Genomic DNA, 18,160 nt, shown 5'->3' with positions numbered 1-18,160 from the left:
GCTGCCGGCGTCGTCCACAGGTCGGCCGGGAGGCCCGTGGGGCGTCGAGCGGGTCCGTAGCGTTCTCGACGTGGCCGGGTCGCGAGACGAGAGGGGGACCGGGTGGGGACGGGGACGGGGGAACTCGCGACCTGGCCGCCTGCGGCGGTCGCGGTCGTGGCAGCAGCGCTGTGCACGGCGGCGTTCACGCTGCTCGCGGCGTTCGTCGGTGGGCTGTGGGCGGTCATCCGGTGGCGGCGGGACGTCGCGCGCGAGCAGCGGGACCGCTACTGGACGCGGCTGACGGTGGTCTTCGACCTGATCACTGCGAGCGAGGTCGGACGTCGCGAGATCGGACGCAATCTGGCACAGGCGATGTACGACATGCAAAAAGTGCCCGCCGGAGAAGAACCCGCTGCAAGGGTGCTGGCGGAACTGTTCATCGAGAAGAGGAGACCGTGATGACGACTCGTCTGCGTCGTGCTTGGCGAGAACTGGTACGGAAGGAAGCGGCTCCTGCCGAGCGGCCGCACATCGGTCCTGCGCCCGGCGAGAGCATGTGGGACTGGGCGCAACGAGGAGCGATCGACTGGCAGCTGCACGTCGAAGAAGGAGAGCTGAAGCTCGAGCTCGAGCGGCAGCGCATGCGGGCTCGGGTGCTCGCCGAGGACAGCGGGGTGTCAGGGGAGTGAAGCGCGGAGTGACCCCAGGGTGCCGATGAACTCCTCGGCCATGCCAGCGCGCTCGACGAGCTTGGCGTGCCGGGCCCGGGCGTCGTCGAGGTACTCGTCGAGGCGTGCAGCCAGCGCGGGCTCGTCGTCGGGGTCCTTCGCCGCCAGCGCATCGACGACCCGCAGCAGGTCCGCCATCTCGTCGAGCGTGAACCCGAGCGGCTTCATGCGGCGGATCACGAGCAGCCGGTCCAGGTCCTGCGCGGTGTAGACCCGGAACCCGCCCGTGGTGCGGCCGCTCGGCACGAGCAGCCCGACCTCGTCGTAGTGGCGGATCGTCCGCAGGGACATGCCGGCACGGTCCGCCAGCTCGCCGATGTGCATCGTGTCCGGGGTGTCGGTGGTGCTCACGGTGCACAACTCTACCCTCACGTGAGGGTAGAGTTCCCATCGATGTCCGTGATCACACACGCGCCGGCGGCCCCGAGCGTCCTCACCGCCCTCCGCTCACCCCGCATGCTGACCCGCGAGGTCCTCGCCGGTGTCGTCACCGCGCTCGCGCTCATCCCCGAGGCGATCTCGTTCTCCGTCGTCGCCGGGGTCGACCCCGCGGTGGGCCTGTTCTCGAGCGTCATCATCGCCGTCGTCATCTCGATCGTCGGCGGCCGTCCGGCGATGGTGTCCGCCGCGGCTGGTTCGGTGGCCCTGGTCATCGCGCCGCTCGTCCGCGAACACGGCATCGAGTACCTCGTGCCCGCGATCGTGCTCGGTGGCGTGTTCCAGCTCGTGCTCGGGTTCCTCGGGGTCGCCCGCCTGATGCGCTTCATCCCGCGCAGCGTCAACGTGGCGTTCGTCAACGCGCTGGCGATCCTCATCTTCACCGCGCAGCTGCCCAACCTGCTCGGCCCCGACGTCCCGTTCGTCGTCTGGCCGCTCACCGCCCTCGGCATCGCGATCATCGTCGGCTTCCCGTTCCTGACCAAGGCCGTCCCGGCGCCGCTCATCGCGGTCGTCGTGATCACCGGCATCACCATGCTCTTCAGCGTCGTCGTCCCCACGGTCGGCGACGAGGGCGAACTGCCCACCGCACTGCCTGGGTTCAACGGCATCCTCACCCCGTTCTCCTTCGAGACGCTGCAGATCATCGCGCCGTACGCGTTCGGCGTCGCGATCGTCGGCCTCATCGAGACCCTGTTGACCGCGCAGCTCGTCGACTCCATCACCGAGACCGGCTCGAGCAAGTGGCGGGAGTCCTGGGGGCAGGGCATCGCCAACATCGCGTCGGCGTTCTTCGGCGGTACGGGTGGTTGCGCGATGATCGGCCAGACGGTCATCAACGTGAAGACCGCGGGCGCACGGACCCGGATCTCGACCTTCGTCGCCGGTGCGTCGGTGCTCGTGCTGACGATCGTGCTGCACGACCTCGTGGCCGAGATCCCGATGGCCGCGCTGACCGCCGTGATGCTCATGGTGTGCGTGGCCACCTTCGACTGGCACAGCATCCGTCCGCGTACTCTGCGGCGGATGCCCCTCGGGGAGACCGCCGTCATGCTGATCACCGTCGTGGTGGTCGTCGTGACCGAGAACCTCGCGACCGGCGTGCTCGTCGGGGTCGTCGTCGCAGCACTGGTCTTCGCTCGCCGGGCGGCGCACGTCGTCACCGTCGTCCGCGAGCCGGTCGACGAGCGCACCGTGCGGTACCGGGTGCGCGGCGCCCTGTTCTTCGCGTCGTCGAACGACCTCGTCACGCGGTTCTCCTACGCCGAGGACCCGGAGCACGTGGTCATCGACCTGTCCGACGCGCACGTCTTCGACGCCTCGACGGTCGCGGCGCTGGACGGGGTCGAGCAGCGGTTCGCCAAGCACGGGTCCACGGTCGAGGTCGTGGGCCTCAACACCGGGTCGGTGGCCATCCACGGGCGGTTGTCGGGCGAGCTCGGCTGAGCGCTTCCGCATCCGGTGAATCGGCTGTGGGGCCAGTGAGCACCGGTGGGCGACCTACACTGGAACCCATGCCCGCCACCCGACTCCACCTCGTCCGGCACGGTGAGGTGCACAACCCCGACCGCGTCCTGTACGGGCGGCTCCCGGGCTTCGGACTGAGTGACCTCGGCAAGCAGATGGCCCTCGCTTCGGCGACCACGTGGAAGGACGCCGGTGTCGACGTGCGCCGGATCGTCGCCTCGCCGCTGCAGCGCACGCAGGAGTCCGCGGCGCCGTGGTCGGCCGCGTACGGGCTCGACGTCACGCTGGACGAGCGCCTCATCGAGCCGACGAACCGGTACGAGGGGCAGCCCCCGGGCTTCACGAAGCGTTCGCTCGGCCGTCCGGCGGAGTGGCCCTGGATCGCGAACCCGTTCCGGCCGAGCTGGGGCGAGGCGTACGAGTCGATCGCGAACCGCATGCTCGCCGCGATGACCACGGCGTGGGAGAGCGTGGACGGCGGCGACGTCGTCCTGGTCAGCCACCAGCTGCCGATCTGGACGGTCCACCGGAAGCTCGCGGGGGAGTCGCTCTGGCACGACCCACGCAAGCGCCGCTGCGACCTGTCGAGCATCACGACCGTCGAACGGGTACCCGCCACGTCGACCGGTCGGTTCACCGAGGTCGGGTACACGGATCCCGCGCAGGAGCTGCGCGTGACCGCCATCGACGAAGGAGCAGTGTGAACGGCACGAGCAGTGTGAACGGCACGCGCAGTGTGAGCGTCATCAGCAAGCGGTTCGCGGTCCTCGCAGCGACGGCGGTCGCCGCGGCGCTCCTCCTGTCCGGGTGCTCGTCGGACAACGGTGGCCTCGCCAAGCAGTACGGCAACGGCACCACCCAGAACTACATCTCCGGCGACGGCGCGGTGACCGAGGTCACCGCCGACAAGCGGTCCGACGCGGTCGACTTCGAGGCGAAGGACTCCGACGGCGACACCGTCTCGTCGAAGGACCTCAAGGGCAAGGTCGTCGTCCTGAACTTCTGGTACGCGAGCTGCCCGCCGTGCCGCGCCGAGGCGAAGTACCTCAACGAGGTGCACGAGTCCTACGCCGGTGCCGACGACGTCGCGTTCATCGGCGTCAACGTCCGCGACGAGGCAGCGACCGCAGCCGCCTTCGAGCGCACCTTCGGCGTCGACTACCCGACCGTCCTCGACCAGAAGACCGGCACGATGCAGCTCGCCCTGTCCGGTCAGATCGCCCCGAACGCCGTGCCGGCCACGATCGTCCTCGACACCAAGGGCCGCGTGGCTGCCCGGGTGCTCGGCGCCGTCGACGGCACGAGCATCCTGAAGACCCTGATCAGCGACGAAGTCGACGCCGGCAAGGCCTCCTGACCCGTGGCCTCCAACCCCTTCGCCGAGGCGATCCTGAGCGGCCAGATGGCCGTTGCGCTGCCCGTGGCGGCGCTCGCGGGACTCGTCTCGTTCCTGTCGCCCTGCGTGCTCCCGCTCGTGCCCGGCTACCTCGGGTACGTCGGTGGGATCGCCGAGGGCGGGCAGCGCCGTGGGCGGGTCGTGCTCGGCGTGCTCCTGTTCATCCTCGGCTTCACGGCGGTCTTCGTCGCGTACACGACGGTGTTCGGCGCGCTCGGGTTCTGGCTCGTGCGGTGGCGCGACCTCATCACGCAGATCCTGGGTGTCGTCGTCATCGCGATGGGGCTGGTGTTCGTCGGCCGGTTCACGTTCATGCAGCGCACCATCAAGCCGAGCTGGACGCCCGCGACCGGACTCGTCGGCGCCCCGCTGCTCGGCATCGTGTTCGGCCTCGGCTGGACCCCGTGCCTCGGCCCGACCCTCGCGGCCATCAACCTGCTCAGCGTGCAGTCGGGCAGTGCCTGGCAGGGCATGTGGCTCGGCGTCGCGTACTGCCTGGGCCTCGGCATCCCGTTCGTCCTCGTCGCCCTCGGGGCCGGCTGGGCGACCGGTGCGATCCGCGCCGTGAAGCGCCACATGCGCACCGTCAACATCATCGGAGGAGCGATCCTGATCGTCATCGGTCTGCTCATGGTCACCGGAATCTGGTCGGCCGTCATGTCGAGCGTCGGGGCGGTGATCCAGAGCTTTGTCCCCGCGGTCTGATCCCGAAACCGAAGCAACGGGCGCCGACACCGCGTCGGACCCGCAGCGACCGTCCGACCACGTCGACGGCTCCGGACCCGGCGACGCCGGCATCAACCAGCCGAAGCTCGGCTTCGTCGGCACCCTCCGGTTCTTCTGGCGACAGCTCACGAGCATGCGCACCGCGCTGTTCCTGCTCATGCTGCTCGCCCTCGCGGCGATCCCGGGCTCGCTCGTGCCGCAGCGCAGCGCCGACCCGAACGGTGTCGTCCAGTACAAGGCCGACCACGCCACGCTCTACCCGATCCTCGACAAGCTGCAGGTCTTCGACACCTACACCTCGGTGTGGTTCTCGGCGATCTACCTGCTGCTGTTCGTCTCGCTGATCGGCTGCATCGTGCCGCGCACGAAGCACCACTGGCAGGCGCTCCGCACCCGTCCGCCGCGCACCCCAGTCCGGCTGACGCGACTGGCGGGCTTCCGCACCGTGGCGGTGCAGCCCGACGCGATGATCGACGGCACCACCGGGATCGACGCGACCACGGGCCTCCCGTCCAGCGAGCACGCGGTGACGCGCGCGATGGCGATCCTGAAGCGCTCCGGGTACCGCGTCGAGCGCTTCGGCGACTCGGTGAGCGCGGAGCGCGGCTACCTGCGCGAGACCGGCAACCTGGTGTTCCACGCGGCGCTCGTCGGCGTCCTGCTGGCCGTCGGTGTCGGCGGCGGGTTCGGGTTCACCGGCCAGCGGCTGCTGGTCGAGGGGCAGACGTTCTCGAACGTCCTCGGCTCCTACGACTCGTTCAACCCGGGTCGCTGGTTCCAGCAGACCGACCTCAAGGGCTACAACCTGACGCTCGACAAGTTCGTCACGAAGTACGAGGAGCGCAACCTCGACGCCCTCGGCCAGGCGCTCGACTACTCGGCGACCGTGACGAGCAAGGAGAAGGGCGGCGAGGCGACGACCAGCCGTCTGGGCGTGAACGACCCGCTGCACGTGGGCGGCACCAACGTCTACCTGCTCGGCAACGGCTACGCGATGAACGTCACCGTACGCGACGGCGAGGGCAACGTGGCGTTCCAGGACGTCGTGCCGTTCCTGCCCGAGGACGCCAACTACACGTCCACCGGCGTCATCAAGGTGCCGGACGCGCTGCCGGACCAGCTCGGCATGGTCGGGTTCTTCTACCCGACGGCGTCGAAGCTCGCCTCGGGTGCGTACACGAGCGCCTACCCGGACACGCAGAACCCGCTGCTGACGCTGCAGGTCTACACCGGCGACCTCGGCCTCGACAGCGGCGTGCCGCAGAGCGTCTACACCCTCGACACCAAGGGCCTCACGCAGATCGCCGGCCGTCAGTCCGACACGGCGAGCATCGCGCTCGAGCCCGGGCAGACCAAGAAGCTGCCGAACGGTGCCGGGTCGATCACCTTCGACGGCGTCAAGCGCTACGTGTCGCTCGACGTGCACCACGACCCGTCGCAGGCGTGGGTCGCCGCCTTCGCGCTGCTCTCCACGCTCGGGCTGCTCACGTCGCTCTTCGTCCCGCGCCGACGCGTGTGGGTGAAGGTCGTCCCCCGCAAGGGCGCAGAGCACGGCGAGTACGACTTGGAGTACGCGGGCCTCGCCCGCGGTGAGGACCCCAACCTCGAACGGGCCGTCGCGGACATCGCGCAGCGCCACACGTCGGACCTCGGAGTTAGGATGCCCCAGTGAACGACATGACCACGAACCTCGCGACCTACTCGGTCGTGCTGACGTACTCCGCGATGGCGGTCTACGTCATCGCGTTCATCTCGTTCGCGCTGGACATGGCGAAACGCTCCGGCGAGGTGACGGCCGCGGCGAAGAACGCTGGTGCGGACTCGGACGACGCTGCGGCGACCGCCTCGGTGGGCGCGGCCCGCTCGGCGAAGACCGTCGCCACCGTCCGGGGCGGCACCGTCGTGCTCGAACCGGTCGCGGCACCCCCGAGGAACGCCGGCGGCTCGACCGGGCGCGGCACGAAGTTCGAGCGCGTCGGCATGGCCATGACCGTGCTCGCCCTGGTGCTGCACGTCGGCTCCGTGGTCCTGCGCGGCATCGCGGCCGACCGTGTGCCGTGGGGCAACATGTTCGAGTTCTCGCTCACCGGCACGGCGCTCATCACGCTCATCTTCCTGCTCGTGCAGTTCTGGCAGAACCTGAAGTTCCTCGGCGTCTTCATCACCGGGCTGACGATCATCCTGCTCGGCATCGCGACGGTGAACTACTGGGTCCCCGTCGTGCCGCTGCAGCCGGCGCTGCAGTCGTACTGGCTCGTCATCCACGTCTTCGTGGCGATCGCCGGCACCGGGTTCTTCGCGCTCGGTGCGGGACTCGCGGTGGCGCAGCTCGTGCAGACGTACCGCCAGGGCCGGACCGCTTCGGGCAAGCTCCGCTTCATGGCGACCCTGCCGGACGCCGACCGCCTCGAGGTCCTGACCTACCGTGTCCTGCTCGTCGGCTTCGTCCTCTGGACCTTCACCCTGATCGCCGGTGCGGTCTGGGCGGAGCGCGCCTGGGGACGGTACTGGGGTTGGGACACCAAAGAGGTCTGGACCTTCATCATCTGGGTCGTCTACGCCGGGTACATCCACGCCCGTGCGACCCGCGGCTGGCGCGGTGCGCGGTCGTCGTGGCTGGCGCTCATCGGCTTCGCTGCCGTGATGTTCAACTTCTCGGTCGTGAACGTCTTCTTCAAGGGCCTGCACAGCTACTCGGGCCTGTGAGCACGGCGGGTCGCTGAAGCGGCGGCGTGCCTGCCCCTCCAGGTTCCGAGATCACGGAACCTCGGCGGGCGAGAGCGGTGTGTCGTGGAACCTCGGGGAACGTGAGCGGCGCGTCGTGGAACCTGGGCGAACCAACTGGCAACCTCGACGGCGCCCTACGAGGCAGCGAGCAGGGCGTGCACGCGCTCGAGCCGGGCGAGCCACCACGCCGTGCGCTCCGGCGACGCGGCGTTCCGGTCGAGCAGGTCCGCCGACACCGCGACCCGTCGCACCGGCACGCGGCCCCCGACCGGCAGCAGCGGGTCGGCGGTGACGTCGGACGCGAACATCGCGGCGGTCCCGAGCCCGGCGGCGTACCCCGGGGACATCGCAGCCGCGGCGAGGAACGCGCCCATGCCGAGTCCCACCGAGGTGTCGAGCGCGCTGGAGACCACGCACGGCAACCCCGCCTCGGCGATGACCGAACGTGCCGCAGTGACGCCTCCGAGGGGCTGTGCCTTGACGACGAGGACGTCGGCCGCCCCGGCCCGCGCGACGGCGAGCGGGTCCGCGGCCTTGCGGACACTCTCGTCCGCAGCGATCCGGAGGCCGAGTCCGTCGATCCGTGCCCGCAGCGCGGCGAGCTCCGGCACGGTCCGACAGGGCTGCTCGGCGTACTGCAGGTCGAAGGGGGCAAGCCGTTCGAGCGCCTCGGTGGCCTGGTCGACGCTCCACAGTCCGTTGGCGTCCACCCGGACGGCGGCCGCGGGGCCCATCACCCGTCGGACCTCGGCGACCCGGGCGACGTCGTCGTCAACGGTGGTGCCGGGTTCGGCGACCTTGACCTTCGCGGTGGTGCACCCGGGGTAGCGCGCGAGCAGCGCGGCGACCTGGTCCGGGGCGATCGCCGGCACCGTGGCGTTCACGGGCACGGAGTCGGCGGCGGCCTCGTGCTCGGTCCACCCGAAGTCGATCGCGGCCCGGAGCCACGCGGCGGCCTCGGCGTCGTCGTACTCGACGAAGGGCGAGAACTCGGTCCAGCCCGAGGGCCCGCGGAGGACGACCGCCTCGCGCGTGGTGATGCCGCGGAACCGCACCCGCATGGGCAGGGCGACCACGTGCGCGTCGGCGGTGAGTTCGGCGAGGTCGGGGAGCACGTCGGCCATCCTCCCACCGCACCCAGGGCACCTGCCGGTTCCTCGGAGGGGACCGCCAGGGCAGGGCATTAGCATGCATCGGTCGGCCCCGGTCGGCACTGGTCACGACCCGGATCGAACCGTCCGGAACGAGGGAGGCGCGGTGGCGCGGGAACCGCAGCAGCGTGCGCAGCGCCCCGGTCGCGACACCGACGAGTTCGCCCGGCTCATGCATCAGAACACCGTCGACGTCCGCCAGACGGCGGGTCGCGGGCGCCGCAGCCCGATCGTCGGCAAGATCGCCCTCGGCCTCGCGGTGGTGTCCGCCGCGGTGGACGCCAGCGCCTTCGCGGTCTTCATGGGCGGTGACACCGAGTTCGCGTTCGGGATCTGCTTCGTCGTGGTGTTCCTGACCCTCATCGCGGCGGTGCTCGGCTTCGTCGCCGCCGTCGGTGGCCTCGGCCGGTGGTACGGGGCGATCGGTGTCGTGGTGGCCTTCTTCGCCAACCCGGTGATCCTCATCGTGATCATGGTGTTCGTCGCGCCCGAGGTCCTGACCGGCATGGGCGCCTGACCGGCATGGCCGCCTGACGGCGGCGGTACGTTGGGGGCATGGCTGCTCCCGTCTCCGACCTGTTCGACCCCGACGTCTGGACCGCGGCTCCGATCGCGGAGCAGTTCACGGACATCACGTACCACAAGCACGTCTCGAAGGGGATCGTCCGGGTCGCGTTCGACCGGCCCGAGGTGCGGAACGCCTTCCGTCCGCGCACCGTCGACGAGCTCTACCGGGCGCTCGACGACGCCCGCCAGGACCCCCGCGTCGGCGTCGTCCTGCTGACCGGCAACGGCCCGAGTCCGAAGGACGGCGGCTGGGCGTTCTGCTCCGGCGGCGACCAGCGCATCCGGGGGCGCAGCGGCTACCAGTACGTCGGTGACGAGGGGGCACCGCCCGAGGGTGTCGACCCCGCGGCCGCGCAGGCGTCGATGGGACGACTGCACATCCTCGAGGTGCAGCGCCTGATCCGCATGATGCCCAAGGTCGTCATCGCCGTGGTCCCCGGCTGGGCCGCCGGCGGCGGGCACTCGCTGCACGCGATCTGCGACCTGACCATCGCCAGCGCCGAGCACGGCAGGTTCAAGCAGACCGATGCCGACGTCGGGTCGTTCGACGGCGGCTACGGCAGCGCCTACTACGCCAAGCAGATCGGCCAGAAGTTCGCGCGCGAGGTCTTCTTCCTCGCACAGGAGTACTCGGCGCAGCGCGCGTACGAGATGGGTGCCGTGAACGCCGTCGTCCCGCACGAGGACCTGGAGCGCGAGGCGATCCGCTGGGGCGAGATCGTCCTCGGCAAGTCCCCGACGGCGATCCGGATGCTCAAGTACGCGTTCAACGCCGTCGACGACGGGATGGTCGGCCAGCAGGTCTTCGCGGGCGAGGCGACGCGGCTCGCCTACGGCACCGACGAGGCCGTCGAGGGCCGCGACTCGTTCCTCGAGAAGCGCGCCCCCGAGTGGACGTCGTTCCCGTGGCACTACTGAGCCCGGCGGTGCCGGCATGACCCGTCCACTGGTCGCGCTGGGCACGTCGGATCCGCTGGCGGTGCTCCGCGGCCTGGAGGCAGCGCTCGCCGGCGGTCCCGCGCTGCTCCCCGTCGCCGAAGGGGCACCGGCGCTGCCGACCCCGCCACCTGCCGACGTCCGGCAGCGGGTCGCCCTGGTGGTCGAGACGAGCGGTTCCACCGGCACCGGCAAGCGCGTGGCCCTCTCGTCCGAGGCGCTCCTCGCCGGTGCCGCAGCGGCGGACGCAGCGCTCGGCGGACCGGGCAGCTGGGTGCTGGCGCTGCCCACGCACTACATCGCGGGCCTCAACGTCCTGACCCGCTCGATCGCCGCGGGGACGATGCCGGTCGTCGTGGCACCGGGGCACTTCGGTGCCGCGGCGTTCGCGGACGCCGCGGACCAGCTCGTCACCGGTCCAGCGGCCCCCCGTCGCTACACGTCGCTCGTCCCCGTGCAGCTCGCCCGCGTGCTCGACGACGACCGCGCGACGGCTGCGTTGGCAGGGTTCGACGCTGTCCTCGTCGGCGGGCAGGCGACCCCGGCGGCGCTCCGCGAGCGAGCGGTCGCCGCGGGCGTGCGCATCGTGACGACCTACGGCGCCAGCGAGACGAGCGGCGGCTGCGTGTACGACGGCGTGCCGTTCGGGACCGTCCGCACCGCGGTGGTGGACGACGAGCTCCAGTTGTCGGGACCGATGCTCGCCGAGGGGTACCTCGGCGACGACGACCGCACGGCCGCGACGTTCGTCGAGCGCGACGGCCTGCGCTGGTACCGCACGGGTGACGCCGCCACGGTGTCCGACGGCGTGGTCCGGGTGCTCGGACGCCTCGACGACGTGGTGATCTCCGGCGGCGAGAAGGTCCGGCTCGGCGCGGTGGAGCGGCTCGTGCGCGACCTGCCCGACCAGCACGGCGCAGTCGTCACCCGACGGGCTTCGGGGGAGTGGGGCGAGGTGCCGGTCGTCGTCACCGAGCGACCGCTCGACCTCGACACCGTCCGGTCCCACGTGGGCGACGCCCTCGGCCGCGCCGCCCGTCCGGCCGCGGTGGTGGTGGTCGACCGGCTCCCGATGCTCGCGTCCGGCAAGCCCGACCGGCGGACGATCCAGGACCTGGCGGCGCGGTAGGTCGGCACCGCACCGCACGGCACGGCACCGCGATGCAGTGCGACGCGGCGCGGATAGGATCGGTGGTCGTGGCACGAACGAAGAACACGACGCACAAGCAGGGCCGCTCGGGCAACCCGGCCAAGGCTGCGGCCCTGGTCCGCTCGAAGCGCCGGGCGACCGCGCGGGACTGGATCGGCGGGGCACGGCTCCGCACCCTGACGCTCGGCGTCGTCCCCGTGGTGCTCGGCACCACCGTGGGCTTCGTCGACAGCGGCACCACGGGCGACTTCGGTGCGTTCCTGGCGCAGGACGGCCACCTCGCCATCGCACTGCTCGCCCTGGCGGTGGCACTGTTCCTGCAGATCGGCGTGAACTACAGCAACGACTACTCCGACGGGGTCCGCGGCACCGACGAGTACCGCGTCGGCCCGGCTCGACTGACGGGGGCCGGCCTCGCGAAGCCCCGGACGGTGCTGACCGTCGCGCTGACGTTCTTCGGGCTGGCTGCGGTCGCCGGGATCGTCATCGTGGTGCTCACCCAGCTGTGGTGGCTGCTGCTCGTCGGCGCCGCCGCCATCGTCGCCGCGTGGTTCTACACCGGCGGCAAGAAGCCCTACGGCTACAACGCGCTCGGCGAGGTCTTCGTCTTCGTGTTCTTCGGCCTCGTCGCCGTGCTCGGCACCCAGTACGTGCTCATCGGCCAGGCCACCACGAGCGGGTGGGCCGCAGCGGTCGCCGCCGGGTTCTTCGCCTGCGCGGTGCTGATGGTCAACAACATCCGCGACATCGACGAGGACCGTCTCGCCGGCAAGCGCACCCTGGCCGTCGTCGTCGGACGACCGGTGGCACGGGTGCTGTACGGCCTGTTCCTGCTGCTGCCGTACGTCGTCCTGCTCTGGTTCGTCCTGCTCTACTTCCGCACGGGCTTCACGTACTTCTCGCTGCTGCTGGCCCTGCCGGCACTCGCGATCGGGGTGTCGTCCCGCAAGCCCCGTGAACTCATCACGGCACTGCAGCTGTCGTCGTTCGCGTCGCTGGTCTTCGGCGTGGTGCTCGGCATCACGCTCGCCGTCCAGCCGTAGGACTACTCCGCGTCGGCGTCCCGGCGCGCGGCGTGCCGGTCGGCGTCCGACACCGGGCGCACGGTCGGGGCGTCCGCGGCGTCGGTGTCCGCCGCGTCGACGAAGTCGTCCTCGAAGTCGGTGTCCGCATCGCGCTCCGGGCCACCGCGGCGGTTGGCCAGGCTCAGGGCGACCTGCGTCCGGAGCCCAGCGAGCGCGATGTAGGACACCAGCAGCCCGACGAGGGCGGCGATGATCGTCGCCCAGTACCAGGGCATCGGGGTCAGGAGCAGGAGGAGCACGAGCGCCGCCGCGAAGATGCCGAGCCGGGCCAGGGTGTACAGGAGCCACGCTTTCACCCTGCGAGTCTACGGACGGCCGACCGGCAGGGTCGTCACAGGCTCGCGACCTAGACTCCTGGGCATGGTCCGCTTGTGGTTGATCGTCGTCGTCGCCGCTGTCGCCTTCACGGTGTACGCGGCCATCGACTGCGCGACGATGCCCCGCGAACGTGTCCGATCCCTCAGGCGGGGTGTCTGGATCCTCCTCGTGATCGTCCTCCCCGTCCTCGGTGGGGTGCTCTGGTTCCTGCTCGGCCGCTCGCCGGCGTCCCCGGGCACGACCGCCCGGTACCGTGGACCCGAAGACGACCCGGACTTCCTCGGCACCACGCCGGTTCCGGGGGACACCCTCACGGACAAGGACCAGGACGACGCGACCCTCCGAGACCTCGAAGACCAGTTCCACGACCGAGACGACGACGGCCGCACCGATCGCTGACGGTCCCGCCGGATCAGGCAGTCCGGCGACGGACGCTGCCCTGACCCTGCTGCAGGAACTCGTCCGCGCCGGTGTCACCGACGTCGTCGTCAGCCCGGGCTCACGATCCCAGGCCCTGGCACTCGCGGCCGTCGCCCTCGAGCGTGCCGGCGGCCTGACCGTCCACGTCCGGCTCGACGAGCGCACCGCCGGGTTCTTCGCCCTCGGGCTCGCGGTGGAGTCCGGTCGACCGGCCGCCGTCGTGACGACCTCGGGCACCGCCGTCGCCAACCTGCACCCTGCCGTCCTCGAAGCGCACCACTCCGGTGTGCCGATGATCGTGCTGAGCGCCGACCGGCCGGACGAGCTCCGCGGCATCGGAAGCAACCAGACCACCGTCCAGCCGGGGATGTTCGGCGACGCGGTCGCCTTCGTCCGCGACGTCGAGGCGCCCGCTGCGCACGGAGCCGACGCCTCGGTGCGTGCAGCGCTCCGCGACCTCGCCCGCCAGGCCGTCGCCGCAGCCGCCGGACACACCGGGCAGCCGGGGCCCGCGCAGCTCAACGTCGCGTTCCGTGAACCCCTGTCCGCCGGCCTCGACGCCGAGCGCGTGCAGGGCGTCCCCGACGACGAGGTCGACACCGCGTTCGCCACCCGTCGTGCGCACGGCGGACTCCCGGTGGCCGAGCTGTCGCCGGACGACGAACCGGGCACGGTCGTCATCGCCGGGCACGACGCCGGCGAGGACGCCGAGCGCATCGCGTGGGAACTCGGCGCGCCCCTGCTCGCCGAGGTCTCCAGCGGCGCACGGTTCGGCCGGAACCTCGTCGTCACCTACCGTGAACTCCTGGGCGACCAGGACTTCGGCGGAGCGGTCCGTCGTGCCGTCGTGCTCGGCCACCCCACCCTCAGTCGCGAGGTCCCAGCGCTCCTGCAGCGGCAGGGGGTCGAGACGTTCGTGGTCCGCGGACACGCGGCCGATCCCTTCGACCCGGCCCGCGCCTCCCGGCCCTCCGACACCACCTTCGTGTCCGACGTCCGCGTGACGGGCCGGACCCGGCCGGAGCACCGTGCGTGGGTCGGGCGCTGGGTCGGCGCGAGCCGGCAGCTGCTCGGCGACGGTGACGCCGGACCCGACCTCGGTGCCAAGCGGTCCCCGGACCGTGCCGAGCGCAACAAGTTCCTGCGCGACGAGGTCGCCCTCCGCCGCCGACCCGTCGACCGCGCGATGCTCGCCGACGCCGTGTGGGGCGTGACGTGGCCGCACGACCGGCTCGTGTTCGGCGCCTCGCAGATCATCCGCGTCGCCGACGGGCGCGTGCTCGGCAAGAAGATCCGGGTGCACGCGAACCGCGGGCTCGCCGGCATCGACGGCACCGTGTCGACGGCCCTCGGGATCGCCGCGGCCCTCGAACAGTCGTCGGCGTCGGTCGGCACCACGCGCGTGCTGCTCGGCGACCTGACCCTGCTGCACGACCTCGGGGCGTTCGTCACCGGGACAGAGGAGCGCACGCACCGGGTCCAGGTCGTCGTCGGCAACGACCACGGCGGCGCGATCTTCCGCGGGCTCGAGGTGGCACGCACCACTCCACCAGAGGACATGCGCCGGATGATGTCGACCCCGCAGCACGTCGACGTCGAACGGGTCGTGACCGGCCTCGGCTGGGAGTACCGCCGCGCGGAGACGTGGGGCGACCTCGAGCGGGTGCTCACCGACCCGGCCGAGCGGGTCGTGATCGAGGTCCCGCTGGCCGACTGAAGCGGTGAGGGGCCGGCGCAACGCGGCGCTGGGCCGGCGCAGCGCGACCGCGGGGCCGCGGGGCCGCCGCGCCGCTCAGGCCAGCGCGTCGGTGACCGGTCGGAACTTCAGGGCGGTCTCGGCGACCTCCCGCGCGGGTTCCGACCCCGCCACGACGCCCGCACCCGCCCAGGCCCGGACGGTGCCGTCGTCGTCGATGCGGGCGCTGCGGAGCGCCAGCATCCACTCGCCGTCGCCGGTGGCGCTCATCCAGCCCACCGGGCCGGCGTAGCGGCCGCGGTCGACGCCCTCGAGCTCGGCGACGAGCCGGACGGCCACGTCGGTGGGGGTGCCCGCGACGGCGGCCGTCGGGTGCAGGGCGTCGGCGACGTCGAGCGAGGTCGTGTCGGGCGGCAGCGTCGCCTGCACGTCGGTCGCCAGGTGCCACAGGTTCGGCAGCTGCAGCCGGAACGGCTCGGGATCAGCGCGCAACTCGGTGACGAGCGGGCGGAGCGAAGCGAGCAGGCTGTCGATCGCGAACGCGTGTTCCTCGACGTCCTTCGCGCTGGCCGCGAGGGCTTCGGCAGCGGCACGGTCCGACACCTCGTCGGCACCGCGTGCAGCGCTGCCGGCCAGCACCCGCGCCGTCAACTGGGTGCCGTCGGTGCGGGCGAGGGTCTCGGGGGTCGCGCCGACCAGGCCGTCGACCGCGAAGGTGACGCACTGCGGGTAGGCGGCGGCGAGGTCGAGCAGCACGGCACGACGGTCGGCGTCCGCTGGCAGCACGCCAACGAGGTCGCGGGCGAGGACGACCTTCTGCGCGCTCCCGGCGGCGATGCGCCGCACGGCCTCGGCGACGTTCGCGGCGTAGACGGCCTCGTCGATCCGGCCGGGGCGCAGTGCGACGGAGACGTGTGGTCCGACGTGGGGGACCGGTACCGAGGTCCGTGTGAACGCGAGCGGCTCGGCGCCGACGGTCGTGTCGATCGCCGTGAGCCAGGCCTTGCCGCGCCGACGGCCGATGACGACGCGCGGGACGATCAGGACGCTCTCGTCGGCGGAGTCGTCGGCGAAGGCGAAGGAGCCGAACGCGACCAGGCCCGAGCCGCGCAACTGCACCGGGTCGTCGACGACGGCCGACTCCACGACGGTGCGCCACACCGCGGCTGCGTCGCGCATCCGGTCGGGTCCGGTGAACGTGAACCGCAGCGCTTCCCCGATCCCGACGATGCCGTCGCCGTTCCGGACGAAGGCCAGGGGACGGTCGCGCAGGGTGTGGCGGAGGACGGTGCCCGGGTCGTCGAGGATCCGGGTGGAGACCGTCAGCGGGGGCGCCGCCGTGGTGGTTCGGGTCACGACTCCGATGCTACGCGCGGTCGGTCGGACGCCCGGCCGTCCGCCAGTCACGCGGGCCGTTGCTGCGAGTCCGGTGAACGTACGGTCGGGACCTCTAGGATTGGTCGGGTGAGCAGAGCGGACCTGAACAAGCGGCCGGACGAGGTGGCGGCGATGTTCGACGACGTCGCGGCCAAGTACGACCTCACGAACGACATCCTGTCGGCGGGCAACGCACCGCTGTGGCGTGTCGCCACGGTGCGCGCGGTCGACCCCCAGCCTGGCGAGAAGGTCCTCGACATCGCCGCGGGCACCGGGACGAGTGCCGCGGCCTTCGCGAAGAAGGGGGCAGAGGTCAGCGCGCTCGACCTCTCCGCCGGCATGATCGCGGTCGGTCGCGAGCGGCACCCCGAGATCACCTTCGTCGAGGGCGACGCCGAGCACCTGCCCTTCGACGACGACACGTTCGACGCCGTCACGATCTCGTTCGGGCTGCGCAACGTGAACGACCCGAAGCAGGCACTCGCCGAGATGCTGCGGGTCCTCAAGCCCGGTGGCCGCGTGGTCATCTGCGAGTTCTCGACCCCGCCGCGTGCGCTGCTGCGCCTCGGCTACGGCACCTACCTGAAGCGCGTGCTCCCGGGCATCGCGAAGCTCTCGAGCAGCAACCCCGCCGCCTACCGCTACCTCGCCGAGTCGATCGACGCGTGGCCGGACCAGCAGGTCCTCACCCAGTGGCTGCGCGGCGTCGGGTTCTCCGTGGTCGCCTACCGCAACCTCACGGCCGGTATCGTCGCACTGCACCGTGGCCGCAAGCCCGTCGCCGACACGGTGCGCGAGTCCGCGGCCCGTCGTGCGAAGGCACGCCGCGACCACCAGAGCACCGGCGAGCAGCCGCGCGTCGACCCGGCCGACGACTGACCGGTCACCATCCCCCGAAGACGGAGCAGCACTTGAATCCGAGCGTCCCGGTCGCACGTCGCGCGCCGAGCCTCCGCGCCTCGCTGGGCATCGGCGAGCGGTTGTTCGCCACGCCCGCCGACCGCCGCTTCATCGCCGCCGTCGACGACGGTCTCGAGCTCGTCGAGCAGGGACTCGAGGACGCCATGCGGTCCACGGACACCCTCGCCGACACCACGAGCCGCTACCTGCTGTCCGCGGGTGGCAAGCGGATCCGTCCGACGCTGACGCTGCTCATCGCGCAGCTCGGCGACGGGGTGACGGACGCCGTGGTCAAGGCCGCCGTCAGCATCGAGACGACGCACCTGGCGTCGCTCTACCACGACGACGTCATGGACGAAGCGCCCGTCCGCCGCGGGGTCCCCGCAGCGCAGATCACGTACGGCAACAACGTCGCGATCCTGACCGGCGACCTGCTCTTCGCCCGCGCCAGCCTCATCACCGCCGACCTCGGCACCGAGGGCATCCGGATGCAGGCCGAGACCTTCCAGCGCCTCTGCATGGGGCAGCTGCACGAGACCACCGGCCCGCAGCCCGACGACGACCCGGTCGAGCACTACATCCAGGTGCTCAGCGACAAGACCGGCTCGCTCATCGCGACCGCAGCCCGCGCCGGCGTCATGTTCTCCGGTGCCGACCGTGCCTACCTGGACGCCGTCGGGACCTTCGGCGAGAAGGTGGGCGTCGCCTTCCAACTCGTCGACGACGTCATCGACCTGGCACCCGCGACGGACAAGACCGGCAAGATCGCCGGCAACGACCTCCGTGCCGGCGTCGACACGCTGCCGATGCTGCACCTGCGGCGGCACGCGGCGACCGACCCGGCGGCGCAGGATCTCGTCCAGCGCATCGAGCGCGACGTGAACGGCGCCCCGGACGACGCGGTCGGCTCCGTGCCGTACCAGTCGGCCGTCGCCGCACTGCGCGACCACGAGGCGACCGCGTCGACGCGCACGGTCGCGGTCCGCTGGGCCCGCGACGCCGTGGACGCCCTCGCCCCGCTGCCCGACGGCACCGTGAAGCGGGCACTCACCCGCTTCGCCGACTCCGTCGTCGACCGCAGCCGCTGAACACCACC

The 18,160-nt window shown here is 71.6% G+C and carries 20 protein-coding genes; 16 read left to right on the top strand and 4 right to left on the bottom strand.

Annotated features, from left to right (window positions below; all coding sequences use genetic code 11):
* Positions 1-156 precede the first annotated feature (156 nt).
* Positions 157-441 (top strand): hypothetical protein, encoded by a 285-nt coding sequence (locus ITJ60_RS01290; RefSeq protein ID WP_194646420.1) that lies wholly within the window; start codon positions 157-159, stop codon positions 439-441.
* Positions 441-671 (top strand): hypothetical protein, encoded by a 231-nt coding sequence (locus ITJ60_RS01285; protein WP_148067757.1) that lies wholly within the window; start codon positions 441-443, stop codon positions 669-671. The genes ITJ60_RS01290 and ITJ60_RS01285 overlap by 1 nt, the downstream gene beginning before the upstream one ends.
* Here ITJ60_RS01285 and ITJ60_RS01280 read toward each other — a convergent pair.
* Positions 660-1,034 (bottom strand): MerR family transcriptional regulator, encoded by a 375-nt coding sequence (locus ITJ60_RS01280; protein ID WP_111084475.1) that lies wholly within the window; start codon positions 1,032-1,034, stop codon positions 660-662. The genes ITJ60_RS01285 and ITJ60_RS01280 overlap by 12 nt on opposite strands.
* 69 nt (positions 1,035-1,103) lie before the next feature.
* Here ITJ60_RS01280 and ITJ60_RS01275 point away from each other — a divergent pair, with 69 nt between their 5' ends.
* The 6 genes from ITJ60_RS01275 (at position 1,104) to ccsB (ending at position 7,443) form a co-directional block, all read left to right on the top strand.
* The gene (locus ITJ60_RS01275; protein ID WP_194646419.1) at positions 1,104-2,594 is read left to right on the top strand and encodes a SulP family inorganic anion transporter; all 1,491 of its coding nucleotides are present in this window, start codon (positions 1,104-1,106) and stop codon (positions 2,592-2,594) included.
* A 68-nt stretch (positions 2,595-2,662) separates the two neighbouring features.
* A complete protein-coding gene (locus ITJ60_RS01270) occupies positions 2,663-3,319 on the top strand; it encodes a histidine phosphatase family protein (protein ID WP_194646417.1) in 657 nt (218 codons plus the stop codon).
* Complete coding sequence (locus ITJ60_RS01265) at positions 3,316-3,972, top strand: TlpA disulfide reductase family protein (RefSeq protein WP_323749073.1); 657 nt, start codon at positions 3,316-3,318, stop codon at positions 3,970-3,972. The genes ITJ60_RS01270 and ITJ60_RS01265 overlap by 4 nt, the downstream gene beginning before the upstream one ends.
* Positions 3,973-4,017: 45 nt before the next feature.
* Positions 4,018-4,716: a cytochrome c biogenesis CcdA family protein gene (locus ITJ60_RS01260; RefSeq protein ID WP_123292336.1), complete on the top strand. Its 699-nt coding sequence runs from the start codon at positions 4,018-4,020 to the stop codon at positions 4,714-4,716.
* The gene (resB, locus tag ITJ60_RS01255) at positions 4,700-6,409 is read left to right on the top strand and encodes a cytochrome c biogenesis protein ResB (protein WP_228509674.1); all 1,710 of its coding nucleotides are present in this window, start codon (positions 4,700-4,702) and stop codon (positions 6,407-6,409) included. The genes ITJ60_RS01260 and resB overlap by 17 nt, the downstream gene beginning before the upstream one ends.
* Positions 6,410-6,414: 5 nt before the next feature.
* Positions 6,415-7,443, top strand: coding sequence for a c-type cytochrome biogenesis protein CcsB (gene ccsB, locus ITJ60_RS01250; protein ID WP_194647051.1), 1,029 nt, complete (start codon positions 6,415-6,417; stop codon positions 7,441-7,443).
* 155 nt (positions 7,444-7,598) lie between these two features.
* On the opposite strand, the gene ITJ60_RS01245 is transcribed toward ccsB, so the two are convergent.
* Positions 7,599-8,588 carry an o-succinylbenzoate synthase gene (locus tag ITJ60_RS01245; protein ID WP_194646416.1) on the bottom strand — a complete coding sequence of 330 codons (990 nt, stop codon included), beginning with the start codon at positions 8,586-8,588 and terminating at the stop codon, positions 7,599-7,601.
* A gap of 133 nt (positions 8,589-8,721) precedes the next feature.
* Here ITJ60_RS01245 and ITJ60_RS01240 point away from each other — a divergent pair, with 133 nt between their 5' ends.
* From ITJ60_RS01240 to ITJ60_RS01225, 4 genes are all read left to right on the top strand, one after another.
* On the top strand, positions 8,722-9,132 hold the full coding sequence (locus ITJ60_RS01240) for a hypothetical protein (RefSeq protein ID WP_194646414.1): 411 nt from the start codon (positions 8,722-8,724) through the stop codon (positions 9,130-9,132).
* Positions 9,133-9,170: 38 nt separating this feature from the next.
* On the top strand, positions 9,171-10,100 hold the full coding sequence (locus ITJ60_RS01235; RefSeq protein WP_111084280.1) for a 1,4-dihydroxy-2-naphthoyl-CoA synthase: 930 nt from the start codon (positions 9,171-9,173) through the stop codon (positions 10,098-10,100).
* A 16-nt stretch (positions 10,101-10,116) separates the two neighbouring features.
* The gene (locus ITJ60_RS01230) at positions 10,117-11,247 is read left to right on the top strand and encodes an AMP-binding protein (RefSeq protein WP_194646412.1); all 1,131 of its coding nucleotides are present in this window, start codon (positions 10,117-10,119) and stop codon (positions 11,245-11,247) included.
* Positions 11,248-11,309: 62 nt separating this feature from the next.
* Positions 11,310-12,311, top strand: coding sequence for a 1,4-dihydroxy-2-naphthoate polyprenyltransferase (locus tag ITJ60_RS01225; RefSeq protein WP_194646411.1), 1,002 nt, complete (start codon positions 11,310-11,312; stop codon positions 12,309-12,311).
* A 2-nt stretch (positions 12,312-12,313) separates the two neighbouring features.
* On the opposite strand, the gene ITJ60_RS01220 is transcribed toward ITJ60_RS01225, so the two are convergent.
* Positions 12,314-12,649, bottom strand: coding sequence for a DUF4229 domain-containing protein (locus ITJ60_RS01220; RefSeq protein WP_194646409.1), 336 nt, complete (start codon positions 12,647-12,649; stop codon positions 12,314-12,316).
* 64 nt (positions 12,650-12,713) lie between these two features.
* Here ITJ60_RS01220 and ITJ60_RS01215 point away from each other — a divergent pair, with 64 nt between their 5' ends.
* Together ITJ60_RS01215 and menD are read left to right on the top strand one after the other, a co-directional pair.
* Complete coding sequence (locus tag ITJ60_RS01215) at positions 12,714-13,070, top strand: PLD nuclease N-terminal domain-containing protein (protein WP_131921755.1); 357 nt, start codon at positions 12,714-12,716, stop codon at positions 13,068-13,070.
* Positions 13,063-14,808: a 2-succinyl-5-enolpyruvyl-6-hydroxy-3-cyclohexene-1-carboxylic-acid synthase gene (gene menD, locus ITJ60_RS01210; protein WP_194647050.1), complete on the top strand. Its 1,746-nt coding sequence runs from the start codon at positions 13,063-13,065 to the stop codon at positions 14,806-14,808. Before ITJ60_RS01215 ends, menD begins: the two co-directional genes overlap by 8 nt.
* A 75-nt stretch (positions 14,809-14,883) precedes the next feature.
* On the opposite strand, the gene ITJ60_RS01205 is transcribed toward menD, so the two are convergent.
* Entirely contained in the window at positions 14,884-16,143 is a 1,260-nt protein-coding gene (locus ITJ60_RS01205; RefSeq protein WP_194646408.1) for an isochorismate synthase, read from the bottom strand.
* A 108-nt stretch (positions 16,144-16,251) separates the two neighbouring features.
* Here ITJ60_RS01205 and ITJ60_RS01200 point away from each other — a divergent pair, with 108 nt between their 5' ends.
* Positions 16,252-17,043 (top strand): demethylmenaquinone methyltransferase, encoded by a 792-nt coding sequence (locus ITJ60_RS01200; RefSeq protein ID WP_194646406.1) that lies wholly within the window; start codon positions 16,252-16,254, stop codon positions 17,041-17,043.
* Positions 17,044-17,075: 32 nt separating this feature from the next.
* Positions 17,076-18,152, top strand: a complete 1,077-nt coding sequence (locus ITJ60_RS01195) for a polyprenyl synthetase family protein (RefSeq protein ID WP_123338846.1) — start codon at positions 17,076-17,078, stop codon at positions 18,150-18,152.
* The last annotated feature ends 8 nt before the right edge of the window (positions 18,153-18,160 follow it).

Origin of the sequence: Curtobacterium sp. VKM Ac-2884 (assembly GCF_015350945.1) — a bacterium.
In the GTDB taxonomy this organism is placed as follows: Bacteria; Actinomycetota; Actinomycetes; order Actinomycetales; family Microbacteriaceae; genus Curtobacterium.
The sequence above is the reverse complement of the archived record's forward strand: the minus strand, read 5'-3'. Positions and strand labels throughout refer to the sequence as shown.